The 22,609-nt window shown below is 43.9% G+C and carries 24 protein-coding genes and 1 tRNA gene; 12 read left to right on the top strand and 13 right to left on the bottom strand.

Annotated elements, in window-relative coordinates:
* Window positions 1-8: 8 nt before the first annotated feature.
* The 4 genes from prmC to BOQ04_RS10325 all read left to right on the top strand — a co-directional run bounded on the left by prmC (window position 9) and on the right by BOQ04_RS10325 (window position 3,892).
* Window positions 9-863: a peptide chain release factor N(5)-glutamine methyltransferase gene (gene prmC / locus BOQ04_RS10340; RefSeq protein ID WP_076024618.1), complete on the top strand. Its 855-nt coding sequence runs from the start codon at window positions 9-11 to the stop codon at window positions 861-863.
* A gap of 84 nt (window positions 864-947) precedes the next feature.
* On the top strand, window positions 948-1,256 hold the full coding sequence (grxD, locus tag BOQ04_RS10335) for a Grx4 family monothiol glutaredoxin (RefSeq protein ID WP_143742198.1): 309 nt from the start codon (window positions 948-950) through the stop codon (window positions 1,254-1,256).
* A 19-nt stretch (window positions 1,257-1,275) separates the two neighbouring features.
* Window positions 1,276-2,553: a DNA recombination protein RmuC gene (locus tag BOQ04_RS10330; RefSeq protein ID WP_076024616.1), complete on the top strand. Its 1,278-nt coding sequence runs from the start codon at window positions 1,276-1,278 to the stop codon at window positions 2,551-2,553.
* Window positions 2,554-2,575: 22 nt separating this feature from the next.
* Window positions 2,576-3,892, top strand: a complete 1,317-nt coding sequence (locus tag BOQ04_RS10325) for an MFS transporter (protein WP_233126765.1) — start codon at window positions 2,576-2,578, stop codon at window positions 3,890-3,892.
* A gap of 18 nt (window positions 3,893-3,910) precedes the next feature.
* Here the strand turns inward: BOQ04_RS10325 and BOQ04_RS10320 are convergent, their stop codons facing one another.
* The 7 genes from BOQ04_RS10320 to petA all read right to left on the bottom strand — a co-directional run bounded on the left by BOQ04_RS10320 (window position 3,911) and on the right by petA (window position 9,503).
* Window positions 3,911-5,416: a tetratricopeptide repeat protein gene (locus BOQ04_RS10320; RefSeq protein ID WP_076024615.1), complete on the bottom strand. Its 1,506-nt coding sequence runs from the start codon at window positions 5,414-5,416 to the stop codon at window positions 3,911-3,913.
* A 79-nt stretch (window positions 5,417-5,495) separates the two neighbouring features.
* Window positions 5,496-5,571: transfer RNA gene (locus BOQ04_RS10315), tRNA-Thr, on the bottom strand.
* Between the two features lie 18 nt (window positions 5,572-5,589).
* On the bottom strand, window positions 5,590-5,982 hold the full coding sequence (locus tag BOQ04_RS10310) for a ClpXP protease specificity-enhancing factor (RefSeq protein ID WP_076024614.1): 393 nt from the start codon (window positions 5,980-5,982) through the stop codon (window positions 5,590-5,592).
* Window positions 5,983-6,002: 20 nt separating this feature from the next.
* The gene (locus tag BOQ04_RS10305; protein ID WP_076024613.1) at window positions 6,003-6,614 is read right to left on the bottom strand and encodes a glutathione S-transferase N-terminal domain-containing protein; all 612 of its coding nucleotides are present in this window, start codon (window positions 6,612-6,614) and stop codon (window positions 6,003-6,005) included.
* A 70-nt stretch (window positions 6,615-6,684) separates the two neighbouring features.
* Window positions 6,685-7,458, bottom strand: coding sequence for a cytochrome c1 (locus BOQ04_RS10300; protein WP_076024612.1), 774 nt, complete (start codon window positions 7,456-7,458; stop codon window positions 6,685-6,687).
* A gap of 31 nt (window positions 7,459-7,489) precedes the next feature.
* Window positions 7,490-8,890, bottom strand: a complete 1,401-nt coding sequence (locus tag BOQ04_RS10295; RefSeq protein ID WP_076024611.1) for a cytochrome b — start codon at window positions 8,888-8,890, stop codon at window positions 7,490-7,492.
* A 10-nt stretch (window positions 8,891-8,900) separates the two neighbouring features.
* Window positions 8,901-9,503: a ubiquinol-cytochrome c reductase iron-sulfur subunit gene (gene petA / locus BOQ04_RS10290; RefSeq protein ID WP_076024610.1), complete on the bottom strand. Its 603-nt coding sequence runs from the start codon at window positions 9,501-9,503 to the stop codon at window positions 8,901-8,903.
* Between the two features lie 136 nt (window positions 9,504-9,639).
* Between petA and mscL the strand changes: the two genes are divergently transcribed.
* The gene (gene mscL, locus BOQ04_RS10285) at window positions 9,640-10,062 is read left to right on the top strand and encodes a large conductance mechanosensitive channel protein MscL (RefSeq protein ID WP_076024609.1); all 423 of its coding nucleotides are present in this window, start codon (window positions 9,640-9,642) and stop codon (window positions 10,060-10,062) included.
* Window positions 10,063-10,273: 211 nt separating this feature from the next.
* Here mscL and BOQ04_RS10280 read toward each other — a convergent pair whose 3' ends face one another.
* From BOQ04_RS10280 to BOQ04_RS10760, 4 genes are all read right to left on the bottom strand, one after another.
* Window positions 10,274-11,683, bottom strand: coding sequence for an efflux transporter outer membrane subunit (locus BOQ04_RS10280; protein ID WP_076024608.1), 1,410 nt, complete (start codon window positions 11,681-11,683; stop codon window positions 10,274-10,276).
* A gap of 1 nt (window position 11,684) precedes the next feature.
* Window positions 11,685-12,923, bottom strand: coding sequence for an efflux RND transporter periplasmic adaptor subunit (locus BOQ04_RS10275; protein ID WP_083657590.1), 1,239 nt, complete (start codon window positions 12,921-12,923; stop codon window positions 11,685-11,687).
* Entirely contained in the window at window positions 12,920-16,120 is a 3,201-nt protein-coding gene (locus tag BOQ04_RS10270) for an efflux RND transporter permease subunit (protein ID WP_076024607.1), read from the bottom strand. The genes BOQ04_RS10275 and BOQ04_RS10270 overlap by 4 nt, the downstream gene beginning before the upstream one ends.
* 185 nt (window positions 16,121-16,305) lie before the next feature.
* A complete protein-coding gene (locus tag BOQ04_RS10760; RefSeq protein ID WP_158025500.1) occupies window positions 16,306-16,650 on the bottom strand; it encodes a hypothetical protein in 345 nt (114 codons plus the stop codon).
* Window positions 16,651-16,815: 165 nt separating this feature from the next.
* Here BOQ04_RS10760 and BOQ04_RS10255 point away from each other — a divergent pair.
* From BOQ04_RS10255 to BOQ04_RS10750, 4 genes are all read left to right on the top strand, one after another.
* Window positions 16,816-17,969, top strand: a protein-coding gene (locus BOQ04_RS10255) for an IS3 family transposase (RefSeq protein WP_143742197.1) whose coding sequence is annotated in 2 segments (ribosomal slippage) — window positions 16,816-17,056 and window positions 17,056-17,969 — 1,155 coding nt in all. Because the reading frame shifts where the segments join, the coding sequence is not laid out codon by codon here.
* On the top strand, window positions 17,962-18,384 hold the full coding sequence (locus BOQ04_RS10250) for a DUF6641 family protein (RefSeq protein ID WP_076024604.1): 423 nt from the start codon (window positions 17,962-17,964) through the stop codon (window positions 18,382-18,384). The genes BOQ04_RS10255 and BOQ04_RS10250 overlap by 8 nt, the downstream gene beginning before the upstream one ends.
* A 52-nt stretch (window positions 18,385-18,436) precedes the next feature.
* Window positions 18,437-18,586: a hypothetical protein gene (locus tag BOQ04_RS10755; protein WP_158025499.1), complete on the top strand. Its 150-nt coding sequence runs from the start codon at window positions 18,437-18,439 to the stop codon at window positions 18,584-18,586.
* Between the two features lies 1 nt (window position 18,587).
* Window positions 18,588-18,752, top strand: coding sequence for a hypothetical protein (locus BOQ04_RS10750; RefSeq protein ID WP_158025498.1), 165 nt, complete (start codon window positions 18,588-18,590; stop codon window positions 18,750-18,752).
* Window positions 18,753-18,787: 35 nt separating this feature from the next.
* Here the strand turns inward: BOQ04_RS10750 and BOQ04_RS11035 are convergent, their stop codons facing one another.
* Both BOQ04_RS11035 and BOQ04_RS10240 read right to left on the bottom strand, forming a co-directional pair.
* The gene (locus BOQ04_RS11035; protein ID WP_076024603.1) at window positions 18,788-19,012 is read right to left on the bottom strand and encodes a hypothetical protein; all 225 of its coding nucleotides are present in this window, start codon (window positions 19,010-19,012) and stop codon (window positions 18,788-18,790) included.
* 119 nt (window positions 19,013-19,131) lie between these two features.
* Window positions 19,132-20,475 carry a porin gene (locus BOQ04_RS10240; protein WP_076024602.1) on the bottom strand — a complete coding sequence of 448 codons (1,344 nt, stop codon included), beginning with the start codon at window positions 20,473-20,475 and terminating at the stop codon, window positions 19,132-19,134.
* Window positions 20,476-20,720: 245 nt separating this feature from the next.
* Between BOQ04_RS10240 and BOQ04_RS10235 the strand changes: the two genes are divergently transcribed.
* Genes BOQ04_RS10235 through BOQ04_RS10225 form a run of 3 tightly spaced genes read left to right on the top strand, consistent with a single transcriptional unit; the run spans window position 20,721 to window position 22,603 of the window.
* Entirely contained in the window at window positions 20,721-21,191 is a 471-nt protein-coding gene (locus BOQ04_RS10235; RefSeq protein ID WP_076024601.1) for a hypothetical protein, read from the top strand.
* Between the two features lie 49 nt (window positions 21,192-21,240).
* Window positions 21,241-21,999, top strand: coding sequence for a site-specific integrase (locus BOQ04_RS10230; protein ID WP_158025497.1), 759 nt, complete (start codon window positions 21,241-21,243; stop codon window positions 21,997-21,999).
* Between the two features lie 19 nt (window positions 22,000-22,018).
* Window positions 22,019-22,603 (top strand): hypothetical protein, encoded by a 585-nt coding sequence (locus tag BOQ04_RS10225; RefSeq protein ID WP_076024599.1) that lies wholly within the window; start codon window positions 22,019-22,021, stop codon window positions 22,601-22,603.
* The last annotated feature ends 6 nt before the right edge of the window (window positions 22,604-22,609 follow it).

The raw sequence follows: 22,609 nt of genomic DNA, 5'->3' as shown, positions 1-22,609 counted from the left end.
AGTTGGCAATGAGCTCAAGTAACTCGCTGCGTGCATTGCTGGGAAAATCAACGCTTCCTAGCAATGAGGCCAAAATACTCCTCGCTTTTATTTTAGAAAAGCACTATCAATTACCACGCTCAGCCCTCCTTTCCAAAGATGATTTGGAGTTAAGTCCAGCGGCACTAGAGGACTGGATGTATCTTCAATCTAGACGGATGAGTGGGGAGCCCATTGCCTACTTGTTAGGAGAAAAGGGGTTCTACAACATTGAGCTGAAGGTAGGTCCCGGCGTCCTTATTCCGCGCCCAGAAACTGAACTTTTAGTTGAAATTGCGCTTACTCAGCTTGCAAAATTAAGTGATCAACCCCGTATCTTGGACCTGGGAACGGGCTCAGGAGCAATTGCTCTTGCCGTGGCACACAATGCGCCAAAAGCTCAAATAACGGCTACGGACCAATCTGACGAAGCATTAATGATTGCCAAGCAAAATGCAGCCACCCTAGGACTGATCGATCGGGTCGAATTTAGACAGGGCAGTTGGTATGAAGCCCTCGCTGACCAGACGTCATTTGACATTATCTTGAGCAACCCTCCTTACATTGCGAATAAGAATCCTCATTTGAGCCAAGGGGATCTGAGATTTGAACCTGTATCCGCACTGACAGATGGCTCTACTGGATTAAGCTGTCTAGAAACCATCATCTCGCAAGCGGGTCATTATTTGAAGCCTGGGGGCTTACTTGCCGTTGAGCACGGTTTTGACCAATCAGAAGCAGTGATTACCCTCATGAAAAATGCCAACCTTGAAGGCGCGCAAGTGCACAAGGACTTATCTGGTCATGCCCGTTGCGCATCGGCTAGAAAAAGTATTAGCAAATAACCTTTTTCTGCATAAAGTCTTAAAATTGAGTTATTCAAAATAGGCTGTCATATAGTCAAGCAGCTTTAACTTAAGGAAAAATTGATGGATACCCAAGCAAAAATTAAAGAAATCGTCACTAGTCACCCAGTTGTCCTATTTATGAAGGGTACGGCGCAATTTCCACAATGTGGATTTTCTGGCAATGCTATTAATATTCTGCACGCATGTGGTGCCGACAATCTGCACACTGTTAACGTCTTTGATGACGAAGGCATCCGCCAAGGCATTAAGCAATATGCTAACTGGCCAACGATTCCGCAACTATACATTAATGGCGAATTCATTGGCGGATCTGACATCATGACCGAAATGTTTGAGAGTGGCGAATTACAAAAATTAGTAAAGTCTTAATTTAAAAAGTCGACCTCTAGTGACTTTCGATCTCGGCTCGCTAGTGCTTTTTAGTCTGCCATTTGGCCTTTGTGTAGGCCTTCTTTTTTATGCCTTGAGCTTACGCTCAGCACTTGCTCTGAGCAAGCAAGAAGTGCAAGCACAATCAGAGAAGTCCACCCTGCTTCGAGATGAGCGAGACCAGGCTATTCAAAATGCAATTCGTTTAGAGGCAGCACTCGATTCAGAGCGCAAACAAGGCCTTGGTAGATTGGAGTCCCTCAATGAAGCTAAGGAAGCGTTAACGAGTCAGTTTAAGAATTTAGCTAATGAAATCTTGGAAGATAAATCCAAGCGCTTTACCGAGCAGAATGCTGCCAATCTAGACGCTCTATTAAAGCCCCTGCAAACTAAGCTCACAGAATTTAAAGAGCAGGTTAGTAATTCTTATGGAAATGAAGCGCGCGAACGCTTTGCCCTCAAGAGTGAAATTGAACGCTTGGCTAATTTAAATTTACGCATGTCTGATGAGACTCGCTCGCTTACCCAAGCACTCAAAGGAGACTCTAAGGTTCAGGGAAATTGGGGCGAACTAGTTCTGGAGTCGATTCTCGAGTCCTCAGGCCTGCGCAAAGGTGAAGAGTACGTAGTACAAGATAGCCACACTCTGACTGACGGTTCACGCTTACAACCAGACGTTGTAGTCAAACTACCTGAAGGCAGAAGTCTAGTGGTTGACAGCAAAGTCTCCATCACAGCCTATGCCCGATATGCACAGACAACTGATCCAACGGTAGCAGAGCAAGAACTTGCGGCCCATATTCAGTCTTTACGTCAGCATATTCAGGGTCTTTCAAACAAAAACTATAGCGCCCTCTATGGCTTAGGCTCAGTAGACTTCGTATTGATGTTTGTGCCGATCGAACCCGCTTTTTTACTAGCTCTCAAAACCGCACCAAACCTTTATCAAGAAGCTTTGGCCAAAAATATTGTTTTGGTTTGCCCTAGCACCTTGATGGCCACCCTCAGAACCGTGGCACATCTGTGGAGACAGGATCATCAAAACCGCAATGCCCTTGAAATCGCCAAGCAATGCGGCACGCTATACGATAAATTTGTCGGCTTTGTAGATGATTTAGAAAAACTAGGGCAACGTTTGGATCAGGCTCAAACCAGCTATCACGATGCCTTCAATAAACTCAAGTCTGGCAAAGGAAACTTGATTCGAACTGCAGAAAGAGTACGAGAGCTCGGCGTCAAACCCAGCAAATCCATCTCTACCCCCCTGTTAGATTCCTCGGAATCCGATACAGACTAACAATTTCTTGCTCACTTAGCTGGTGATAACGAAAACTATCTCTGCATCAAATAAAGCGGCGCAGACCTACAGAAAAGTGGCGATTGCTGCCTGCTTTGGCACCTTTTTAGAATGGTACGATTTTCTGACATTTGCCACTCTAGCAGTGACATTTGGACCCCTATTCTTCCCCTCCCATGATCCTGCTTCAGGCCTGCTAGCAAGTCTAGCAACCTTTGGAGTAGGCATGATCGTACGCCCTGTAGGGGCTGCTATCTTTGGTAGTTTGGGCGATCGTATTGGTCGCAGGCCGGTCTTTATGATCACTATTGTGCTCATGGGTGTCGCTACTGTGTGTGTTGGCTTTTTACCAACACATAGTCAGATCGGAATCTGGGCTCCCATACTGCTTGTTTCACTCAGGCTATTGCAAGGACTCTCAGCTGGAGGTGAAATCGGTGGCAGTGCAGTGTATTTGACCGAGCATGCGGGGGAGAAACATCGAGGCTTTCAGACAAGTTTCTTACAGTTGATGGGGCCATTAGGTATTCTTGCCTCCACTTTGCAAATCGCCTTACTCCAACATTGGCTAAGCCCAGAAGAATTCCAATCTTGGGGATGGCGTGTACCCTTTTGGATCTCCTTAGTACTTTTACTCCTTGGATTTAAAGCCAGACTGGCACTTGAAGAAACGCCCGTCTTTCTTAATCTCATCAAAGATGGAAACCAAATAAACAATCCTCTTCGTGAGAATCTGAAAGACCGAGTAACTCTAAAAAAAATGTTTGTGATTTTTTTCTGCGTTTCATCGGGTGGCGCAATATTGTTCTTCTGCACCCAGGTCTACACAACGATCTTCCTCAAAACTTCTACACAACTACCTGCATATCTCGCAGATAACATCAGCATTTATGCGACCCTATCGCTCATGCCCTTCACTATTTTTTCTGGGTGGTTATCAGACAAGGTTGGAAGAAAGCCGGTGGTACTCGGTGGGTTGATTCTAGGGGCACTATGTATCATCCCTGCATTTCATATCATCCGGGGCAACCCGGGGACGATTTATATTATTGCCATTCTGATTGGCTTATCAGGAATCTTAGCGCTTGTCGTTGGACCTCAAACAGCCCTACTTGCAGAACTCTTTCCAGCCAAATCAAGAAGCAGTGCAGCCGCCCTTCCGCATAATCTCGCAGCAGGTTGGATAGGAGGGCTTCTACCTTTAATCGTCACCTGGCTCAATCAACAATGGCCCGACTCTTTGGCTGGTCTATGGTATCCAACACTTTTTTTGGGTACCGCAGCAATCATTGCAGCCATTTTCTTGCCCGAGACAAAAGGGAAGAACTTAAATCATTAGGCTTATAGATACAAAAAGCTAGCGTTTTGAATGTGCCGCAGCTAAGGATGCAAGATCTACTTTGACATCCTCTATGACACCAATCCAATCACCCGGTGTATTTTGTTGATAGATTTTTGCAGTTGGGTACCATGGGCTATCTGACCGACCTCGCAACCAGCGCCAGCATGAATCATAGCGATTCAAAATCCACACTGGTCTCCCGAGCGCTCCGGCAAGGTGGGCTGAGGAGGTATCAACAGAGATGATTAAATCTAAGCACTCCATTAAAGCAGCAGTATCTGAAAAATCGTTCAAAAGGTGCGCATAGTTAATTAAATCTGGCCAAAGCTCCTCTTTTCTAGCTCGCAACTCGGACTCTGCGGGGTTGCCTTTTTGCAAGCTATAGAAATCAACACCAGACACATCCTTAAGCCTGCAGATCACATCAAGCTCTATATTGCGGCGCTTATTAATAGCCCATAGCTCCGGAGAATCTGCTCTAAATCCGCCATTCCATATAACGCCCACTTTTAGCTTTTGCGAAGTCCCAAGCTCTCTTGCAAAAAGATTTTTCTTGTCATGATCAAAATCAAGATATGGTATTTGCGCCGGAATTGTCTCTAGGGTAGTGCCAAATACCAATGGCAAACTCAATAAAGGCGACTGAAACTCAAATTGAGATTCATCAATCTCTTCCCCATCTGAGATAAGTGTGCAAAATTGACTCAAGGCGTTTAGCACCTTTCGTAATGCTTTGGGAACAACAAATGTTACTTGAGCACCGAAACTAGATAGCATTTGAATATACCGAGAAAACTGCAAGGTATCTCCCAAGCCCTGCTCAGCCCAGATTAATATTTTTTTACCAGCGAGATCTGTAATACTTTGAAGTCTGGCTATCCCTGAATATCGAAATTGAAGTGGATGCGTTTTAAACCAGCGCGCCTCATAATTTTGCCAACCAGCTAAAAAATTTCCTCCCGGCAATTCAGTCATCGCTTTATGCCAATAAGCATCGACATAACGGGGATTAATCGCGATAGCTTGCTCGTAATGCCAAATGGCTTGATTATGCTGGCGTAATAACTCTAAAGCGTTACCCTTATTACTGTATGCCTCAGCATAATTTGGTTGCAAGGAAATTGCTTTGTCATATAAAGCCAAAGACTCTTGGTAGCGCCGCATCTCCTGCAGTACATTACCCTTGTTGTTATATGCCTCAGCATAATCAGGCGCAAGCTCAATTGCTCGATCTAGCGCTATTAAAGCTTCCTCATATTTGCCGAGCTCTTTGAGAATATTTCCCCTATTGCTATGCGCAATTCCATTGCTAGGCGCTATAACAATGCAGTGATCAATAAATATTAGGGCATTTTCATAGTCATACTGCAGTGCGGCTACTACACTCAAAAATCGCAGGACATCTGGATTGACTGGCTCTAAGCTTTGGGCTTTTAGAAGTAGTTCACGAGCAATGCCATACTCCTTAGCCTGAATATGCTCCAAAGAATTTCTCAGAAGAATTTGTACTTCAAGACTCATAAATTTTCCAAATCCCAGGAAGACCAAAAGATAAGTAAAAAAGAAATGGAGGGTGCCAGTGGTAAGGCTAGAGAAGTGGTGGTGCCCCTTGTCCGACTCGAACAGACCACCTACTGATTACAAATCAGTTGCTCTACCAGATGAGCTAAAGGGGCAACGGGTAATATTTTAACCTACTTCACGATCGTAAACTTAGGTCTGGCAGTTTTTGCCGTGTCGACCTCAGGTTTTATATCTTTTGAGACTGATTTTGGGTCAAATGGGAAAGACATGCCCTGCCCATTTTCTCTGGCATAGATAGCTAAAACATGGCTCACGGGGACCATGATCTTTCTTGGAACACCTCCAAATCGAGCCTGAAAGCTGATCCAATCATTCTCCATCTGTAGCTGATGGCAAGCCTCTACCGAGAGATTAAGAACGATTTCGTCATTCTTAACGAACTCCATGGGAACTTCTACACTTGAATCAACAAAGACGGCAATAAAGGGCGTAAAACCAAAATCCGTACACCACTGATGTAGCGCACGGATTAGGTAGGGTTTATTGCTTGGGACCTCAAGCATACAGACTGCGAATGAACCGCTTAGCGGCGCATTACCTTCTCTGAAGGTGTTAATGCTTCAATGTAGGCAGGTCTACTAAAAATACGCTCTGCGTACTTTAAGAGGGGTGCTGCATTGCGTGAGAGATCAATGCCATAGTGCTCAAGGCGCCACAACAAAGGGGCAATCGCAACATCGAGCATAGAGAACTCATCACCGAGCATGTACTTATTTTTTACAAAAATAGGTGCCAACTGGGTTAAGCGATCACGAATAGCTAAACGCGCTTTTTCATGAACTTTTTCAGCAGCTTTGCCTTTTTCATTTTCCAAGGCAGCAACGTGTACGAATAGCTCTTTCTCAAAATTGAAGAGGAACAATCGTGCACGAGCACGCGCTACAGGATCAGGCGGCATTAACTGAGGATGCGGAAAACGTTCATCAATGTATTCATTGATGATATTTGACTCATACAAAATTAAATCACGCTCAACCAAGATTGGAACTTGGCCGTATGGGTTCATCACCGAGATGTCTTCTGGCTTATTAAACAAGTCAACATCGCGGATCTCAAAGTCCATGCCTTTTTCAAAAAGCACAAGACGGCAGCGTTGCGAGAATGGGCAATTTGTGCCCGAGTACAACACCATCATAAATATATTTCCTTAATCAATACTACAAATTACTGCTTTAAATCTGCTCTTAAAAGATATCCACTTATTCTTAGTGGATATCTTTCCAGTAGGACTTATTCAAACGCCAAGCGAATAGAGTAAAGATCGCCAAGAACAATAGAACAATAACGCCAAGGCGCTTACGCTCTAATTGTGCTGGCTCAGCCATCCAAGACATGAAAGAAACCAGGTCGGCAATATTATCGTCATACTCTTGTGGCTTCATGGTGCCTGGAGTTAATTGCTCAAAGCCAATAAATACTTTCTCAGTTCTGCCCTCTTCATGAGGATCAGCCTTCTCCTCAAATTTCGCAGCACGAATACCCTGAAGTTGCCATAAAACATGCGGCATACCAACGTTTGGATAAACCAAATTATTCCAACCAGTTTGTGTATTGTCGTCTTTGTAGAAAGTACGGAAGTAGGTATACAACCAATCAGTACCTCTAGCACGCGCCTCAACCGACAGGTCTGGAGGATTTTTGCCGAAGAACAATTTGCCTTCTTTTGGTGTCATGGAGATGGTCATCAAATCACCCACCTTGGCGTCATTCAAAATCAAGTTATCTTTGATTTCTTCATCAGTCAAACCAATGTCACGCAAGCGGTTGTAACGCAAGCTTGCTGCCGCGTGACAATTTAAGCAATAGTTCACAAACAACTTTGCGCCATTTTGTAATGAGGCATTACTGCTCACGCGATTCGGTGCAGCATCCAATGGGAAGCCGCCTTCATTTGCATTTGCGGCAACACCAAAACCCAGGGCAGCAACCAAAACCGTTGCTTGGCAGACGCCCATCCAAGTTTGCAGAATTCGTTTCATACTAGTTCCTAATATCTCTTTGGTGTCTGAATTAATGTGACTTAAAAGTAACGCGTGTTGGAACTGGCTTGAATGTACCAAGCTTGCTCCAAAACGGCATTCCTAAGAAGAAGCCCAGGTAGTAAATAGTACAAACCTGAGAAAGCTTCTCAAACATAGGTGATGGTGGCTGAATGCCAAGATAGCCCAAAATCACAAAACAGACCACGAAGATGCCATAGATATATTTATGGAATTGTGGACGGTAACGAATAGATTTCACTGGTGAGTGATCAAGCCATGGCAAGAAGAACATGATTACCACCGAGCCACCCATAATCACCACGCCCCAGAATTTGGCATCAAAGAAATGGAAACCGGCAGCCAATACCAGTGCGATTGCTAGACAGAGGCCTTTTGTTTTCCACTGCTTAGCACTCTTAGCAAACATCGCCAAGATTAAGGCCAAGAAAATCCACAAAGGCAATAAAAAGCTGGTCGTTGTTGCACGCAACATCGAATAGAAAGGCGTGAAATACCAAACTGGAGCAATATGCGGAGGGGTTTGGAAAGGGTTAGCTGGAATAAAGTTATTGGCCTCTAAAAAGTAACCGCCCATCTCTGGAGCAAAGAATACGATAAGAGCAAAAATCATCAAGAAGCCGCCCAAATACATCACATCATGCACACTGTAGAAGGGGTGGAAAGGAATGCCGTCCACTGGATGGCCTTGTGAATCCAATGTATCTTTGATTTCAACGCCATCTGGGTTATTCGAGCCAACTTCATGCAAAGCAAGAATGTGTGCTGCGACCAAACCAATCAATACCAATGGAATAGCAATGACGTGGAATGCAAAGAAGCGATTTAGCGTTGCGTCGCCTACAACATAGTCGCCACGTAACCACAAAGAGAGGTCTGGTCCAATAAATGGAATGGCGGAAAACAAGTTCACAATCACTTGAGCGCCCCAATAGGACATTTGGCCCCATGGCAGCAAGTAGCCAAAGAATGCTTCACCCATCAAGCACAAGAAGATTGCGCAACCAAAAATCCAGATTAATTCACGTGGTTTGCGATATGACCCGTAGATCAAGCCGCGGAACATATGCATATAAACCACCACAAAGAACATAGAAGCGCCAGTGGAATGCATGTAGCGAATCAACCAGCCCCATGGAACTTCTCGCATGATGTATTCAACGGACTCAAATGCTTTTGCTGCATCAGGCTTGTAGTTCATCACCAAAAAAATACCAGTGAGAATCTGAATGACTAAAACAACAATTGCTAAGGCGCCAAAAATATAGAAGAAATTCAAATTCTTTGGAGCGTAATACTCACTCATATGCCTTTTAAAGGCCTCAGTTACAGGCAGGCGTGAGTCAATCCAAGCCATTAATTTCTGAGCGGCTGGAGCGTTTGCCGGGACTTCTTTTTCGTGAAATGCCATTTATCTCTCCTTAGGCCTTCTTATCATCGCCAATCAGAATCTTGGTGTCGCTCAAGTACATGTGCGGAGGGACTTCAAGGTTATCTGGGGCTGGTTTGTTTTTAAATACGCGGCCTGCCATATCAAATGTGGAGCCATGGCATGGGCAAAGGAAGCCGCCCGGCCAAGTGTTTGGTAAAGATGGTTGTGGGCCCGCCTCAAATTTAGCATTTGGGGAGCAACCTAAGTGAGTACAGATGCCAACAACAACAAGATATTCAGGCTTGATAGAACGCCATTGGTTCTGGGCATAGGGTGGGGTAAATTGAGCTGGATCACGCAATGAGTCTGGATCAGCCAATTCGCCATCAATCTTAGAAAGCTCAGCAACCTGCTCAGGAGTACGACGCACTACCCAAACCGGCTTTCCACGCCACTCTACAACCCGCATCTCATCAGGCTTCATACCTGTAATATCAATCTCAACAGCAGCACCAGCGGCCTTAGCGCGCTCAGAAGGCTCAAAACTGTCAACAAATGGGTAGAGAGCAGCGGCTGCGCCTACGCCTCCAACAGCAGAAGTAGCGATCAACCAATTACGGCGATCCTTGTCCATACAGGGCTTGTCACTCATTTACAAAATTCCTAAAAAGAGCATTTATGGGTGGAAATTGCTTAAAGGTAGGATTTTAAAGTAAAAAGATGGGTATGCAAGAAAGTTATAGGGTAATTTTGAGTTAATCTCGATTAAATCTAAAAGGAAAGCATTTATGGGTGTTTTAAGAGAATTTCGGGACTTTGCGGTGAAAGGCAATGTCATTGACTTAGCAGTCGGTGTCATTATTGGTGGCGCATTTGGGAAAATTGTCGACTCGCTGGTCCATGACATCGTGATGCCTGTTATTTCAGCTCTATTAGGCGGTCATATTGACTTCACGAACCTATTTTTAGTTCTAGGCAGTATTCCTGAAGGGGTTCCCAGAACCTTTGATGCACTAAAAAAGGCAGGGGTGCCCATTTTCGCCTACGGCAACTTCATCACTATTTCAATTAACTTTACATTGCTAGCTTTTGTGATTTTTCAAATGGTTAAGTTAGTCAATAAAATTCGGGTAATTGATGCTCCTCCAGCAGCCCCAACCCCGGAAGATATTGTTTTGCTACGCGAAATTCGCGATAGCGTTAAAAAATAATTCCAAAAAATAGCTCGGTGAAACACTTGCCATCTAATGGCTATTATTTACGCAGGGGCGATTGTGACGATTGCCCTACATTCATGAAACCCAAGATTCGCTCCAGCAACCCGGCCTGCAGCCCCCCCCCATAATCATTTTTGGGGTAAGCCCAACCAAAAAGCTAAATCCAGGCCGATGGATTTAGCCATTTAGCCGACCATCAAAAACTTTACCAGTAGCCACCCAAGGACTTAATTAGCAAAACTCGATCAACCAATAACTGAGTCTGATAATCAACTTTAATAGTCTCAGACTTTGATTTCTCAATAGCAGCGTCAACTATCTCGAGATAGCTAGCTATACCCTCTCGATATCTTGCGGTAGAAATTTTATAAGTTTTATCTGAGTACATTAAGCTATTTTCGACATTAATTAAAGATTCTTCGCGATTCTTTAATTGAACCAAAACATCCTCGACTTCTTTGATTGCTGATAGCACGATATTTTTATAAACCGCAGTATTTTCGGTATTCCTTGCAATTGCCTGATCAACAATAGCCGATCTTCTGCCGCCATCGAAAATCGTTAAAAATGCCAAAGGTCCAATCGTCCAAAATGCATTAGGCGCCGCCAAGATATTGGCTTGATTGGCGGTTTGATAGCCACCAAAAGCGGATAACGAAATGACTGGGAAAAATGCACTGCGAGCCACACCAATTTCTGCATTACTAGCTGCAACCCTCCTCTCGGCAGAAGCGACATCTGGCCGACGCTCAAGCAATGTAGAAGGAATCGAAACTGCAATTGGTGGGAGCTTGAAATCGGAAACGCTACCTCTGGGCAAGGAAAAGGAGGATGGCGATTCACCCACAAGCACAGCAATCACATGCTCAAGTTGAGCTCGACGCGTTTGCAATGCTTTTTCTTGAATGCGCCCAGCTTCTACCAAGCCCTGTAGACGATAAAAATCAACTCCAGAATTAATTCCCTCCTTATAGCGTTTTTGCATTAAATCTGCCTGCTTCTGATACAGATCTAGGTCGCGCTGCAAAATCGCCTGCTGAGATTCAACGCCACGCATAGTAATGTAACTATTCACCAAATCTGCTTGAATAATTAAACGCACTGACTCTAAATCCTCTTGACTTGCTTGAGCTAACGCGGATGCAGAATCAATGCCAGATCGAACGCGACCCCACAAATCCAACTCATAGGTTGCCAAACCACCGAAAAAATTATTGTCATAAATATTAGGCTGGTTTGCGCCACGCAGTGGTCGACCGGCGGATTGTCGATTCTCGGTAGCGGCGCCAGTAACCGCAATCTGAGGATATAAGCCAGCGTTGTTGACGGCTAAAAAAGCACTCGCATTTTCATAACGCGCTACCGCAGCCGCTATTTGAAAATTACCAGCATCAGTCTTTGCAACAAGCTGGTCTAGGACTGGGTCCCCAAAGTTTTTCCACCAAGAGCCTCTTTGCATCTGATCAGCAGGTTTAGCCACCACCCAGCCTTGAGAAATCTCCTTGAAGTCGCTTGGCATTTGCACTTCAGGACGCTTGTAATCAGGGGCAAAAGAACATCCATAGCATAAGCTAAGCAGTCCAATACCAAATAAACGACGGATATTATTTGACATGCTATTTCGCCTTATTACCCTTGGGCTCTTTTGCAAGAACCACTAATTCACCAGCGATGAGTGAGTCTGGTGGGTTATTCACAATCTTTGACTCAGAAGTAATGGGGCCAATAACCTCAACCTCTTGACCAAAATCTCTGCCAATAACCACTTTAGTAAATACTACTTTCTGGTCCTTGCCAACCTCCGCCAAGAATGCCCCATCCTTACGAATAATCAGCGCCGATGATGGCACTCTTGGAATAGTGCGATCAGAAGGGAGGTCAATATTCACCTGGGCAAATTCACCAGCGGTCAAAACATGCTCCTGATTATCCATTTCAATTTCGATCAATACGGTGCCAGAATTTTCATTTACCGCCCCTGCAGAACGAATGACTTTTGCCTCAAAAACCTTCTCTGGAAATTCAGGAACCCGAATTTTAGCCGGAATACCGGGTTGAATATCATTCATAAACACCTGAGGAATGTTCACAAAAAGACGCAACGCATCAATATTTGCAACATTAAACAAGGGCTTACCAGAGCCAACACTCACTAATGCACCAACGTCAATATTTCTCTCGGTAACTTGACCGGTAAATGGTGCTGGAATATTTTTGTACTCCGAAAAAATTTCCGCCTTCTGTAAATTTGCCTCCGCTATCTGACGCAAGGCTTTCCTTGTCTCGTATTCAGTAGTCTTTTGATCTAATTCTTGCCTTGAAACAGCATCCTCGGCAAATAAATTCTTCCATCTTGTAAAAGAAATTTTTGCAAGCGCCTCATTACTCTTTGCTGAAATTAAATCAGATTTTGCTTGCTGCAGTTGCTGATCAACTTCAGGCGCTTCAATTCTGCCCAAGATCTCACCCTTCTTCACTTGCGAACCAATATCCTTATCCCACTTCTTCATGTAACCATTCACACGAGAGTAAATCGGTGCATTCAAATAAGCCTCAAGCCGCCCAGGAAAAGAAATAGAATTTTCAGCCCCGCCAATGACCGGGAGAATGACTGACACAACCCTTTGAGCACTCGCTTCCGAACGAAATTTTGCAGAAATAAAACCGTAAATACGAAATCCAAAATTCAACAGGATAATGATCACTATTGCTTGAACTACGTGCTTCTGATTCTTTTCAAGAGCTCGATATTTAATACACAGCGCAATTGCAGACACCTTTAAAAAAATGGAGTACTTCTTTGCCAATAGCGGCAATGACTTAAAAAACTCTTTATTTAATTTAATTAATTTCATACGTTCTCTGATCCGTAATTTTTATGTACTAGGCTAAACACAACCGGTACAAAAATGAGTGTTGCGAATGTTGCAAAAATGAGGCCCCCTACAACAGCCCTTCCCAGTGGTGCATTCTGCTCGCCACCCTCTCCTAGACCCAGGGCCATAGGCGCCATCCCGATCACCATCGCCAATGCGGTCATCATGACAGGGCGAAATCTAGAAAACCCTGCCTCTAACGCAGCCTTAATTGGGTCCTTATCAATTGGCAAACGTTCGCGCGCAAAACTCACCACTAAAATACTGTTTGCTGTTGCAACGCCCATACACATAATGACGCCAGTAAGCGCTGGTACCGAGAGATTGGTAAATGTTAAAAAAAGCATCCAAATAATTCCAGCTATCGCTGCCGGCAAGGCCGTAATGATCACAAATGGATCTAACCATGACTGGAAATTGACCACTAGAATTAAGTAAATCAATACAATGGAACCAATTAACCCAAGGCCGAGACCGATAAATGCCGAATTCATTGTTGAAACTTGACCCCTCAACTCTACAGTCGTGCCCCTGGGGATATTTTTAGTTTCCTCTTCAATGATCTGATTGATATCTGAAGCAACCGCACCTAGATCGCGACCTTGTGTGTCAGCATAAATATCAAATGAAGGTTTAATGCTGTCGTGCGTGACAACCGCATCGGCAAAATTTCTTCTAATAGAAGAAATGCCCCCAAGAATCGTTCCAGTTGTTGCATTTGCTCCGGCCACTGGAATATTCAAAAGGTCTGAAATACTAGATACCTGAATCTGTGGCGTTTGAACAACTACCGGATAAGAAATGCCATTGGAAGGATTAAGCCAAAACGCTGGAGCGACTTGACCACTGCCCGCCAATGTTGTCACCATATTATTGGTGATATCTCTTTGAGTGATCCCAATCTTAGCAGCCTGCACACGATCTACATCGACATTAATTTGCGGATAATTTGTCGCTTGCTGAATTCGTACATCAGCAATCCCTGGGATTTTCTTGACTCGCTCCAATAGTTTGGTGGTGAATGCAAAATTCTCATCTCGTTTCGTACCCTTCACAATAATGTCGATTGGTGCAGGCGCGCCAAAGTTCAGAATCTGACTGACAATGTCGGCAGGCAAAAAGGCGAAGCTTGTTGAGGGAAATTTTTTGGGCAACTCTTCCCTCAATTCCTTCACAAACTCATCCGTTGCAGAGTGCCCCTTGGCTAGCGACACCAAAATATCGCCATCCTGCGGCCCGATGGTACCTGTACTGCTATAGGCCATGTTAATACCACTAACAGATAGGCCAATGTTGTCTACGATACTTTCAATTTGATCTACAGGAACTAAGCGCCTTATCTCTGCTTCAATATCATTAAATTGACGGGCAGTTTCCTCAAGCCTTGTGCCCACCGGAACCCTAACGTGCATCTTAATTTGACCGCCATCCACTGCAGGAAAAAATTCTCGCCCAAATGAAAATATCAAAAGATATGAGCCCAGAACTGCAGCCATAAATATGATGGTAAATTTTTTCTGATTTTGAATTACTTTTTTCAGAAATTCAAAATATCGCCTTCTAATTTCGTTAAAAAAATCTTCGAATTGATACTGAAATCTGGCCATCATCCCTCTAATTCTGACTGACCTGTTAGGGTGTTTTATATCCATCACCCATTTCAAATGACCTGAGGCATGCTCTCCATGGCCATGAATCTCTTTTAAGATGAAATTTGCAAAGGTAGGCACAAAGGTGCGCGACAAAACAAAGGAACCGATCATCGCAAACATAACGGCTTTAGCCATTGGTACAAATAAAAACTTTGACACACCCTCCAAGAAAAACATCGGCACAAAAACGATGCAAATACACAAGAGGGCGACAAAAGCAGGCCCAACAATTTGTGCTGCGCCATCTAAAATTGCCGCCTGAATTGGCTTCCCCTGTTCTAGGTGCCAGTTGATATTCTCAATAGTCACAGTTGCATCATCAACCAAAATACCAACGGCTAAAGCAAGACCGCCTAGGGTCATAATATTTAAAGTTTCACCCGTAATATTGAGCATAATTACAGCGAACATAATTGCTAGTGGAATGGAAGAGGCAATAATTACTGTTGAACGCCAGCTCCCCAAAAACAATAAGATCATTAAACTTGTTAATGCTGCGGCAATTAAACCCTCATGAATTACTCCGCTAATGGAGGCCTTTACAAAAACTGATTGGTCCCCAGTAATACTAATATTTAACTCTGGTGGCAAAGACTCTTTGAGTTTTGGAACGAGGGCCTTAACGCCATCAATAATATCCAAGGTCGATACGGCACCAGACTTAAGAATAGTCATTAATACTGCCTTACCACCATCCAATCGCACCAAATTAGTTTGCGGTGGCGACCCATCGCGCACTTGAGCCACATCCCTAAGCTGAATAACTGCACCACTAGCCAGCTTGATGGGAAAGTCAGAAATCTCTTGGAATCCAGTTACCCCATTATTTAATTTGATGCTGTATTCATACTCGCCAATTTTTTGAGTACCCGTCGGAATAATCAAGTTCTGCGCAGCTAAGGCCGCAATAACATCATTCGGCGTTAACTTTCTTGCTTGCAATGCCGCCAAACGTAAATCAATCTGAATTTGCCTTGTTTTTCCGCCATACGGTGAAGGCACTGCACTACCAGGCACGCTTGCTAGCGCTGGTCTAATAAAGTTTTGGCCAAAGTCAAAAATGCGTTGTTCAGATAATGCCAAACTAGACAGTGCCAACTGAACAATAGGAACTGTTGCCGCGTTGTAATTCAAGATAAGTGGGGGCGTAATACCCGGAGGCATTTGCTTTAATACTGTTTGGGAGATTGACGTTACCTGTGCAGTAGCCAATCGAATATCTACACTGGGTTGAAAGAAGATCTTAACGATGCCGTAGCCAGGCAAGGACTGAGACTCAATATGCTCAATGTCATTAACCGTGGAGCTTAGCGCACGCTCATACGCATATACAACCCGACCCGCCATATCCTCTGGCTGCATGCCTGTATATGACCAAACTACGCTGATAACCGGTATTCGGATTTCAGGAAAAATATCGATTGGGGATCGAAGTGCACTAAAGATTCCCATTAAAGCTATAAAAATTGCCATCACCATGAAGGTGTACGGCTTTTCTAAAGCCAATTTCACTAATCTAATCATTTTTTAATCTTTATTAAAACCAAATTTAACAATGGAATTTATTGTCACGCCCATATTCAGCTTGATTCTTGATATGGCTGGAAGCCTATCAATTTACACACAATAAAATATATAAGGGTTTAAACGGCTTTGGACAAAATCAAACATCACCTCCACGGAGGTTGTTTGCTGTCTGCTTTACAACACTAAGCTAGCCGCGGAGGCTTAAAGATTGATGACGGCGTCCCACTAAGGACATCTCTAAAAAGACTGATGGAAAAACTTGATTCGCTGCTTGATGGTAGAAACTCGAAAACATTCCCATTGATATCACCTAGTACGTGTGCGCTCAAGTTAATCTTTAAATTGGGTTCTTTTTGCTCTAAACTGCCCTTAGATGAATCATCTGCGAGAACTACATTCTTTTGAACGCTTAAATATGCCTGGGTTCTTTGAACGGCATTTTGGACAAAAATTTGAGCGCCAGCCGTCTTCACAAGAGCAAGAAAAATACAGCTTGTCAGAATTAGCACTTTTACAAATTTTTGCATTCGCCAATTACAGCCCTGTTCAGCATCCCTGTCAAGCCTTTCTTGGTGCATTGAGCTATTTATATTGCATCGCAATATATTGACTGGGCCTAATGCTAGCCATGAATCGCTACCACTTCTATAGACACTTTCTAGACTAATATTTAGTCTATTAGGAGGTGTGTAATGAGTACAAGAAGACGGTTTACTGAAGAGTTCAAGTTAGAGGCAGTCAAGCAAGTCGTTGAGCGAGGATTTGGGGTTCGAGATGTGGCTGCTAGGCTGGGCACCTCACCCCATAGTCTGTATGCCTGGATTAATAAATATGGTATTCCAGCCGAGCAGCGCTTAGTTCAAGATGATCAATTAGCTAAGCTTAAAAGACTGGAGGCGGAGCTGCGGCGGGTTACCGAAGAGCGCGACATCCTAAAAAAGGCCGCCGCGTACTTTGCCAAGGAGTCCGGTTAAAGTACGCCTTCATCAAAAAGCACCAGCATGAGCATGCCATCCGCACGATGTGCAAGGTTTTGCGAGTCCACCACAGTGGCTATTACGCTTGGCTTAAAGAGCCGCTCTCGTCTCGAGCGTATGAGAACCAGATGATCGTAGGTCAAATTAAGCAAGCGTGGCTGGCAAGCGGCACCATCTATGGTTATCGCAAGATCCATGATGACCTGCAAGATCTGGGGATTGCTTGTGGAGAGCAACGGGTGTATCGATTGATGAAGGCACAGGGCCTGCGTTCCCAAACAGGCTACAAGCGTAAACCACGGCACCATACTGGTAAGCCTCATGTGGCAGCCCCCAATCACTTGGGTCAGCAGTTTGATGTTTTAGAACCTAATGAGACCTGGGTAACCGACATTACTTATATCCGCACGCATGAGGGTTGGCTGTACTTGGCGGTGGTCTTGGATTTATTCTCCCGCCAGATTGTAGGCTGGTCGATGCAAGGTCAAATGGATAAGGAGTTGGTGGTCAGCGCCTTGCTGATGGCTTTATGGAAACGAAAACCCAAGCAGACAGTGATGATCCACTCGGATCAAGGCAGTCAATTTTCTAGTTACGAGTGGCAAGCGTTCTTAAAAGAACATAACCTCAAACAAAGCATGAGTCGGCGCGGAAACTGCCATGACAATGCCGTAGTGGAGAGCTTTTTCCAACTACTCAAGCGGGAGCGGATTAAACGTAAAACCTATGCCAGCAGAGCAAAAGCAAGAGAAGATATTTTTGATTACATCGAAATGTTTTACAACCCGGTTAGACGCCATAGTTACAACAATGGACTTTCTCCGGTAAGATTTGAAGAGCAGTACCAAGCGAGGTTGGGAAGTGTCTAAGATATTGGTAGCGATTCAAAACGAAGTTCCGCAGGTAGTGCAACGCAGAAACAAGCTGGCAAAACGAGTTTGGCAACAGATTGAGTTAGCTAAAGCGCGAGAACAAGGTACTCAGTTCCGTGTCGCCAAGTTCAAAAGTTACACAGACAATGAAACGGGCTTACGCAAACAAGTGGAAACGCAGATGCAAGTTAAACAATGGTGGTTTACAACAGATGCTGGAAAGTTAGCAATTAGTGTGCGTTACGGTAGCAAAGTATTGGAACTGGAAAAAGGCAAATACGCAGTTGAAGTTGCACACGAGAAAGATTTGGCTAAAACACTTGATGTGATTAAAACGGCTGTACTTGCAGGTGAGCTGGATACACAGATTGCAACAGCCAGCGTCAATTTACGCAAAGGATTTGGCAAGTGAGGAGTGATGGTGCCGTATCAAAAACGACACCTTGTTTGCGATAAATACTTGTATGAAGCAATTTAAAGTAATGGTTAAGGTGAGTGGTGTTTGGGTGAATACGATTGTGTTTGCCGATAATCCCAATCACGCATTTCAGCTAGCAAAATCTCAGTTCGGCTCGAGCAATATTATGTCGCCACCTACACAACTGGGACATTGATATGCGTATTGCAGAAATTACCAACAAGCCGCCAACACCAGAGCAAACACGCATCAGCAATCTCAAGCAACAACTCAAAACCGCCAACTTGCAGAATAAACAAACCAAGTTAAACCAACAACAAGTAAAACTCAATCAACGACGTACCGCTTTAAATAAAAATTAATGCAGACAGATCAGTCATTACCCAACATTTACTGACTACTGTACAGGCTTTGCTGTAACTTCTCCACCGCTAACAGGAGTCACTGTCACCGTATTGGCATCACCAGAACTTGGTCCCAAATTTACCGGCTTACTGCTTATCTCATTTTTTACCCAGTTTGCACTATCAGTAATATCTTCACCAATACCAGCAACAGTATTGCAGGCTGTCAACATAGGTATTAGCAATCCAATTAATACTGCTGCAATCACAATCTTCATTTCAACTCCATATTCAAGCTTGCATGACTTATTTTACAGCCAAGAAAAAACCCACTGTGTTGCCACAGTGGGTTAATTTAATTCCAAACTAATTTTCTACTAGCTTACGCTAGCGTAAATTAGAAAGTGTGACGCATACCTAAACCGTAAGTTACGGAAGTAGTAATGTTGTTAGCACCAGTTGTTGGAGCATAACCGTTTGATGCGCTGTTGTTGTTAGCCATTACACCTGCATACAAGTTTGTACGCTTGCTTAGGCTATAGTCAGCCAATGCTGAGAAAAACTGGCTTGTACCGCCGCCAGGTTTTCCTGCATATGACAATGTGCTTACATAGTAGTAGCCCAAGGAACCTTTGATCGCAGGTGTGAACTGGTAGTTAGCACCACCCCAAGCTACGTTTTGACTGTAGTTGTAAGCAAGGGCATATACACCAGAAACTGAGTAACCAGATGGTGTAATTGGCAAGCCACTGTACACCTGTGAGTTGCTTGGTGTACCAAAGTTCTCACGCTCGTAACCAGCTTTTAATGTCAATGCATCTAAAACTTGATACTTGGCGGTAAACATGTAAGCAGTGGTGTTAGCAAGAGTAACAGCAACTGCATTGCTTCCAGCAACAGTTCCGTTGTTTGAAATCCAGTTCAGTGTTGATGTGTTGGCTGTAGTGAGTGCTGTACCAACGGTTACACCAGTCAATGATGTTGCATCAGTAGTGTGTGATGCAATGGCTTGTACGCCCCACTTAGTAGCTTCGTAACCAACTTGAGCGCCAGTAGTTGTGCCAGCCGTAGACTGACCAGATACTCCGCCTGGTGCGTAGAGCAAGTTACCGTTAAAGCCGCTGTTTTTGTAAACGTACTTCAAACCTGTTACACGTGAGTCATCTGTAAAACCACCGCCACCGTATGCACCGGAGAAGTTGATTGGTGAGAACATTTGTGCATTAACTGGATCGTAGCCGCCAATGTTATCCAACATCAAATTTTGTTGACGACCAGCCATGATTGTGCCGAACTTGTCATTGCTCAAACCAGCATAAGCTGCACGACCAAACAATTGACCTTGCAATGCTGAATCGCCACCTTGAACGTTAGCTTTGTTACCTGAAGTAACACCAGCATTTGAAGCAGCAACTGAGCCATTACCGTTAAAGCCCATTTCCAAGTCGAAAATCGCCTTTGTACCACCACCTAAATCTTCAGAACCTTTGAAACCCAAGCGGCTCATAGACTCGCCACCGGTCATCATGCCGAAGGCTTGACCTGAAGTGTTTACTGTTTTTATGCTTGAAGAAGCGTAAGGTGTGCCTGACACACCCCAAGGTGTTGCGTTTAAGTTAGGTGAGTTTGTTGCACCCATAACGCCAACGTCGATGATTCCGTAGACAGTCACGCTGGACTGAGCTTGAGCAGCGCCAGCAAATGCTGTCATTGCTGCGATTGCTAATAGCGATTTTTTCATTCTTTAAATCTCCATCCGCGCTTCGCGCAGATTTTCTCTCTTCAAATCATTCCAAATCACCTCCAAATAATTTCCATTAAAACCATCGCATTAGTCGCACACCAAACTCTGTGCGACATTTTTATTTGAAATTTTTTATTTTGAAAGATCGTAAATCGCAATGCAGTTGGAGTTTGTTTGCGAATTTATTTTGTAAAAATATTTTTCTGGTCGCGTAACTTGGTGTGCGACAGTATGCTGAGCGTATGAACTTATATGCAGCAGCTAACGATGAATTTTTTTCTGTAGAACGCAATCGTACTTTGCCAATTGTCAGTACGATTACTTCTGTACCAAATTACCCAAGCAAACTTTCTATCTTTCTAACCAATGCGTCACGCTATTGGCAAGTACGCTGTTACTTTGATGGCAAGGTGATTAAACGCACGCTACGTACAACTAGCAAAAGAGATGCTCTGCGCTACGCAAAAGAATTTTACAATGCGAAATTATGTGTTGCCCCTTCGCAACAACACGCGGCACATACACGCACCCACAGCATTGAAGCGGTTGCGACACTCATGCTAGCAACTGAGCAGGCACGTGTAGACAGGGATGAAGTAGCAAAGCACTCGCTAGTCATGCTCAAGTCACGCATACGCAAACAAGTACTACCGTTTTTTAAAAATATCTGCGTAGAAGATATAGGGTATGCGCAGGTAGAGCGTTTTTTTTAATCACTTGTCCACACTCAACTACAAGCCAATGACGCTATCACAGTACATGATGGCATTACGCAAAATACTCAATACAGCACACGCACACAAATGGATTGAGCAAGTGCCGCAGTTCCCCAAAATACGCATCACCAGTACGGCGCGTGGCAACTTTACAGTGAATGAGTATTTACAACTACTACGCTGTGCAAAACGCATGCGTAACGCCAAGCAAAAGCGACGCAAGGTGACACATCGCAATACGCAAGGGGGTGTATTTGCTAGCTATGCGAATGTGGTACATGAAATGGCGTGGGTGATTGGTTTTATGGTCAACAGCTTTGTGCGTCCCGTTGATATTAAGTTGATACAGCACAAGCATGTGACTATTGTTAAAGGAGAACATTGTTACTTACGTTTAACGCTACCAGAAACAAAAAGGCATAAAGCGCAGATTGTTACTCTACCAGCTGCGGTACATATTTACGAACACTTGCGTGATTACTTTGCTAAACAGGGATTAGCAAATGAAGATGACTACTTGTTTTTACCAAAACTTAAAGATAGGCAATCTGCGATATTTTTATTAGAAAAAATGTTCAAACGCATATTAGAAGAAACAGATTTGCGTTTTGGCACACAAGGACAAAGACGCACGCTGTATTCACTACGGCATTCTGCAATTACATTTAGACTACTGTATGGACAAGGAATTGATTTATTGACGTTGGCACGCAATGCACGCACTAGTTTGGAGATGGTAGATAAGTTTTACGCTAGTGAGTTACGTGCAGAGATGAATGTTGGTATGTTGCATAGCAGAAGATGATATTTGCTACTATGTTGTAATGCCAAAGCTAAACATCACCCATCTGCCACAACGCCTTAAAGAGCGATTAGAAAAATTAGAGCGTGGTGAAGAAGTTGCCATAAAAGACATAAAGGCTTTATTGGATGATGGACAAATAGAACGAATGGAGCAGGCGTGGGCAGAGCAAGAGAATTTACGCAAAATACACAAGCGCCCTAAAACAAAAGCAGAAGCAGATGCAATTGGTTGGAAGACAAAATTGGAAGTGCGCATTGAAACTTACAAGCAAGCAATAGCAGAGGCAGAAGGTGGCTTGTTAGAAGGCATTAGAAGACTACAAGCAGATAGCGAAACTAAAGCGGCACGGGTGTTTATGGATGCGTGGAGTAAAGCACTTGATGAAGGTAAATCAAGTTGGAGCGCACAAAGTGCTGGCAACATTGCACTTACAAGGGCGAATCTCAGACAAGGCGAAGTTATCGCAAGCAAACGGGATAAAGAAGTGTGGGCAATGGAAGATGAATTGCTTAAGCAGTTTGAAAGTGAAATGAGTAAAGAAGAAAAAGAGCAGTTGGAAATACTAAAAGAGCACGAAAAAGGACTGCAAAAACGGAAGAAGTAGTGGTTT

The sequence above is a fragment of the Polynucleobacter sphagniphilus genome (assembly GCF_001953355.1).
In the GTDB taxonomy this organism is placed as follows: domain Bacteria; phylum Pseudomonadota; class Gammaproteobacteria; order Burkholderiales; family Burkholderiaceae; genus Polynucleobacter; species Polynucleobacter sphagniphilus.
The sequence above is the reverse complement of the archived record's forward strand: the minus strand, read 5'-3'. Positions and strand labels throughout refer to the sequence as shown.

Coding starts and splice junctions, on each gene's coding strand:
- BOQ04_RS10300 (WP_076024612.1), bottom strand. CDS start 7,458: ATGAAACGAATTCTGCAAACTTGGATGGGCGTCTGCCAAGCAACGGTT.
- BOQ04_RS10295 (WP_076024611.1), bottom strand. CDS start 8,890: ATGGCATTTCACGAAAAAGAAGTCCCGGCAAACGCTCCAGCCGCTCAG.
- BOQ04_RS10760 (WP_158025500.1), bottom strand. CDS start 16,650: ATGCAAAAATTTGTAAAAGTGCTAATTCTGACAAGCTGTATTTTTCTT.
- BOQ04_RS10225 (WP_076024599.1), top strand. CDS start 22,019: ATGCCAAAGCTAAACATCACCCATCTGCCACAACGCCTTAAAGAGCGA.
- petA (WP_076024610.1), bottom strand. CDS start 9,503: ATGAGTGACAAGCCCTGTATGGACAAGGATCGCCGTAATTGGTTGATC.
- BOQ04_RS10275 (WP_083657590.1), bottom strand. CDS start 12,923: ATGAAATTAATTAAATTAAATAAAGAGTTTTTTAAGTCATTGCCGCTA.
- BOQ04_RS11035 (WP_076024603.1), bottom strand. CDS start 19,012: ATGAAGATTGTGATTGCAGCAGTATTAATTGGATTGCTAATACCTATG.
- BOQ04_RS10305 (WP_076024613.1), bottom strand. CDS start 6,614: ATGATGGTGTTGTACTCGGGCACAAATTGCCCATTCTCGCAACGCTGC.
- BOQ04_RS10310 (WP_076024614.1), bottom strand. CDS start 5,982: ATGCTTGAGGTCCCAAGCAATAAACCCTACCTAATCCGTGCGCTACAT.
- BOQ04_RS10750 (WP_158025498.1), top strand. CDS start 18,588: ATGCGTATTGCAGAAATTACCAACAAGCCGCCAACACCAGAGCAAACA.
- BOQ04_RS10240 (WP_076024602.1), bottom strand. CDS start 20,475: ATGAAAAAATCGCTATTAGCAATCGCAGCAATGACAGCATTTGCTGGC.
- BOQ04_RS10270 (WP_076024607.1), bottom strand. CDS start 16,120: ATGATTAGATTAGTGAAATTGGCTTTAGAAAAGCCGTACACCTTCATG.
- grxD (WP_143742198.1), top strand. CDS start 948: ATGGATACCCAAGCAAAAATTAAAGAAATCGTCACTAGTCACCCAGTT.
- BOQ04_RS10235 (WP_076024601.1), top strand. CDS start 20,721: ATGAACTTATATGCAGCAGCTAACGATGAATTTTTTTCTGTAGAACGC.
- BOQ04_RS10230 (WP_158025497.1), top strand. CDS start 21,241: ATGGCATTACGCAAAATACTCAATACAGCACACGCACACAAATGGATT.
- BOQ04_RS10755 (WP_158025499.1), top strand. CDS start 18,437: ATGAAGCAATTTAAAGTAATGGTTAAGGTGAGTGGTGTTTGGGTGAAT.
- BOQ04_RS10280 (WP_076024608.1), bottom strand. CDS start 11,683: ATGTCAAATAATATCCGTCGTTTATTTGGTATTGGACTGCTTAGCTTA.
- mscL (WP_076024609.1), top strand. CDS start 9,640: ATGGGTGTTTTAAGAGAATTTCGGGACTTTGCGGTGAAAGGCAATGTC.
- BOQ04_RS10320 (WP_076024615.1), bottom strand. CDS start 5,416: ATGAGTCTTGAAGTACAAATTCTTCTGAGAAATTCTTTGGAGCATATT.
- prmC (WP_076024618.1), top strand. CDS start 9: ATGAGCTCAAGTAACTCGCTGCGTGCATTGCTGGGAAAATCAACGCTT.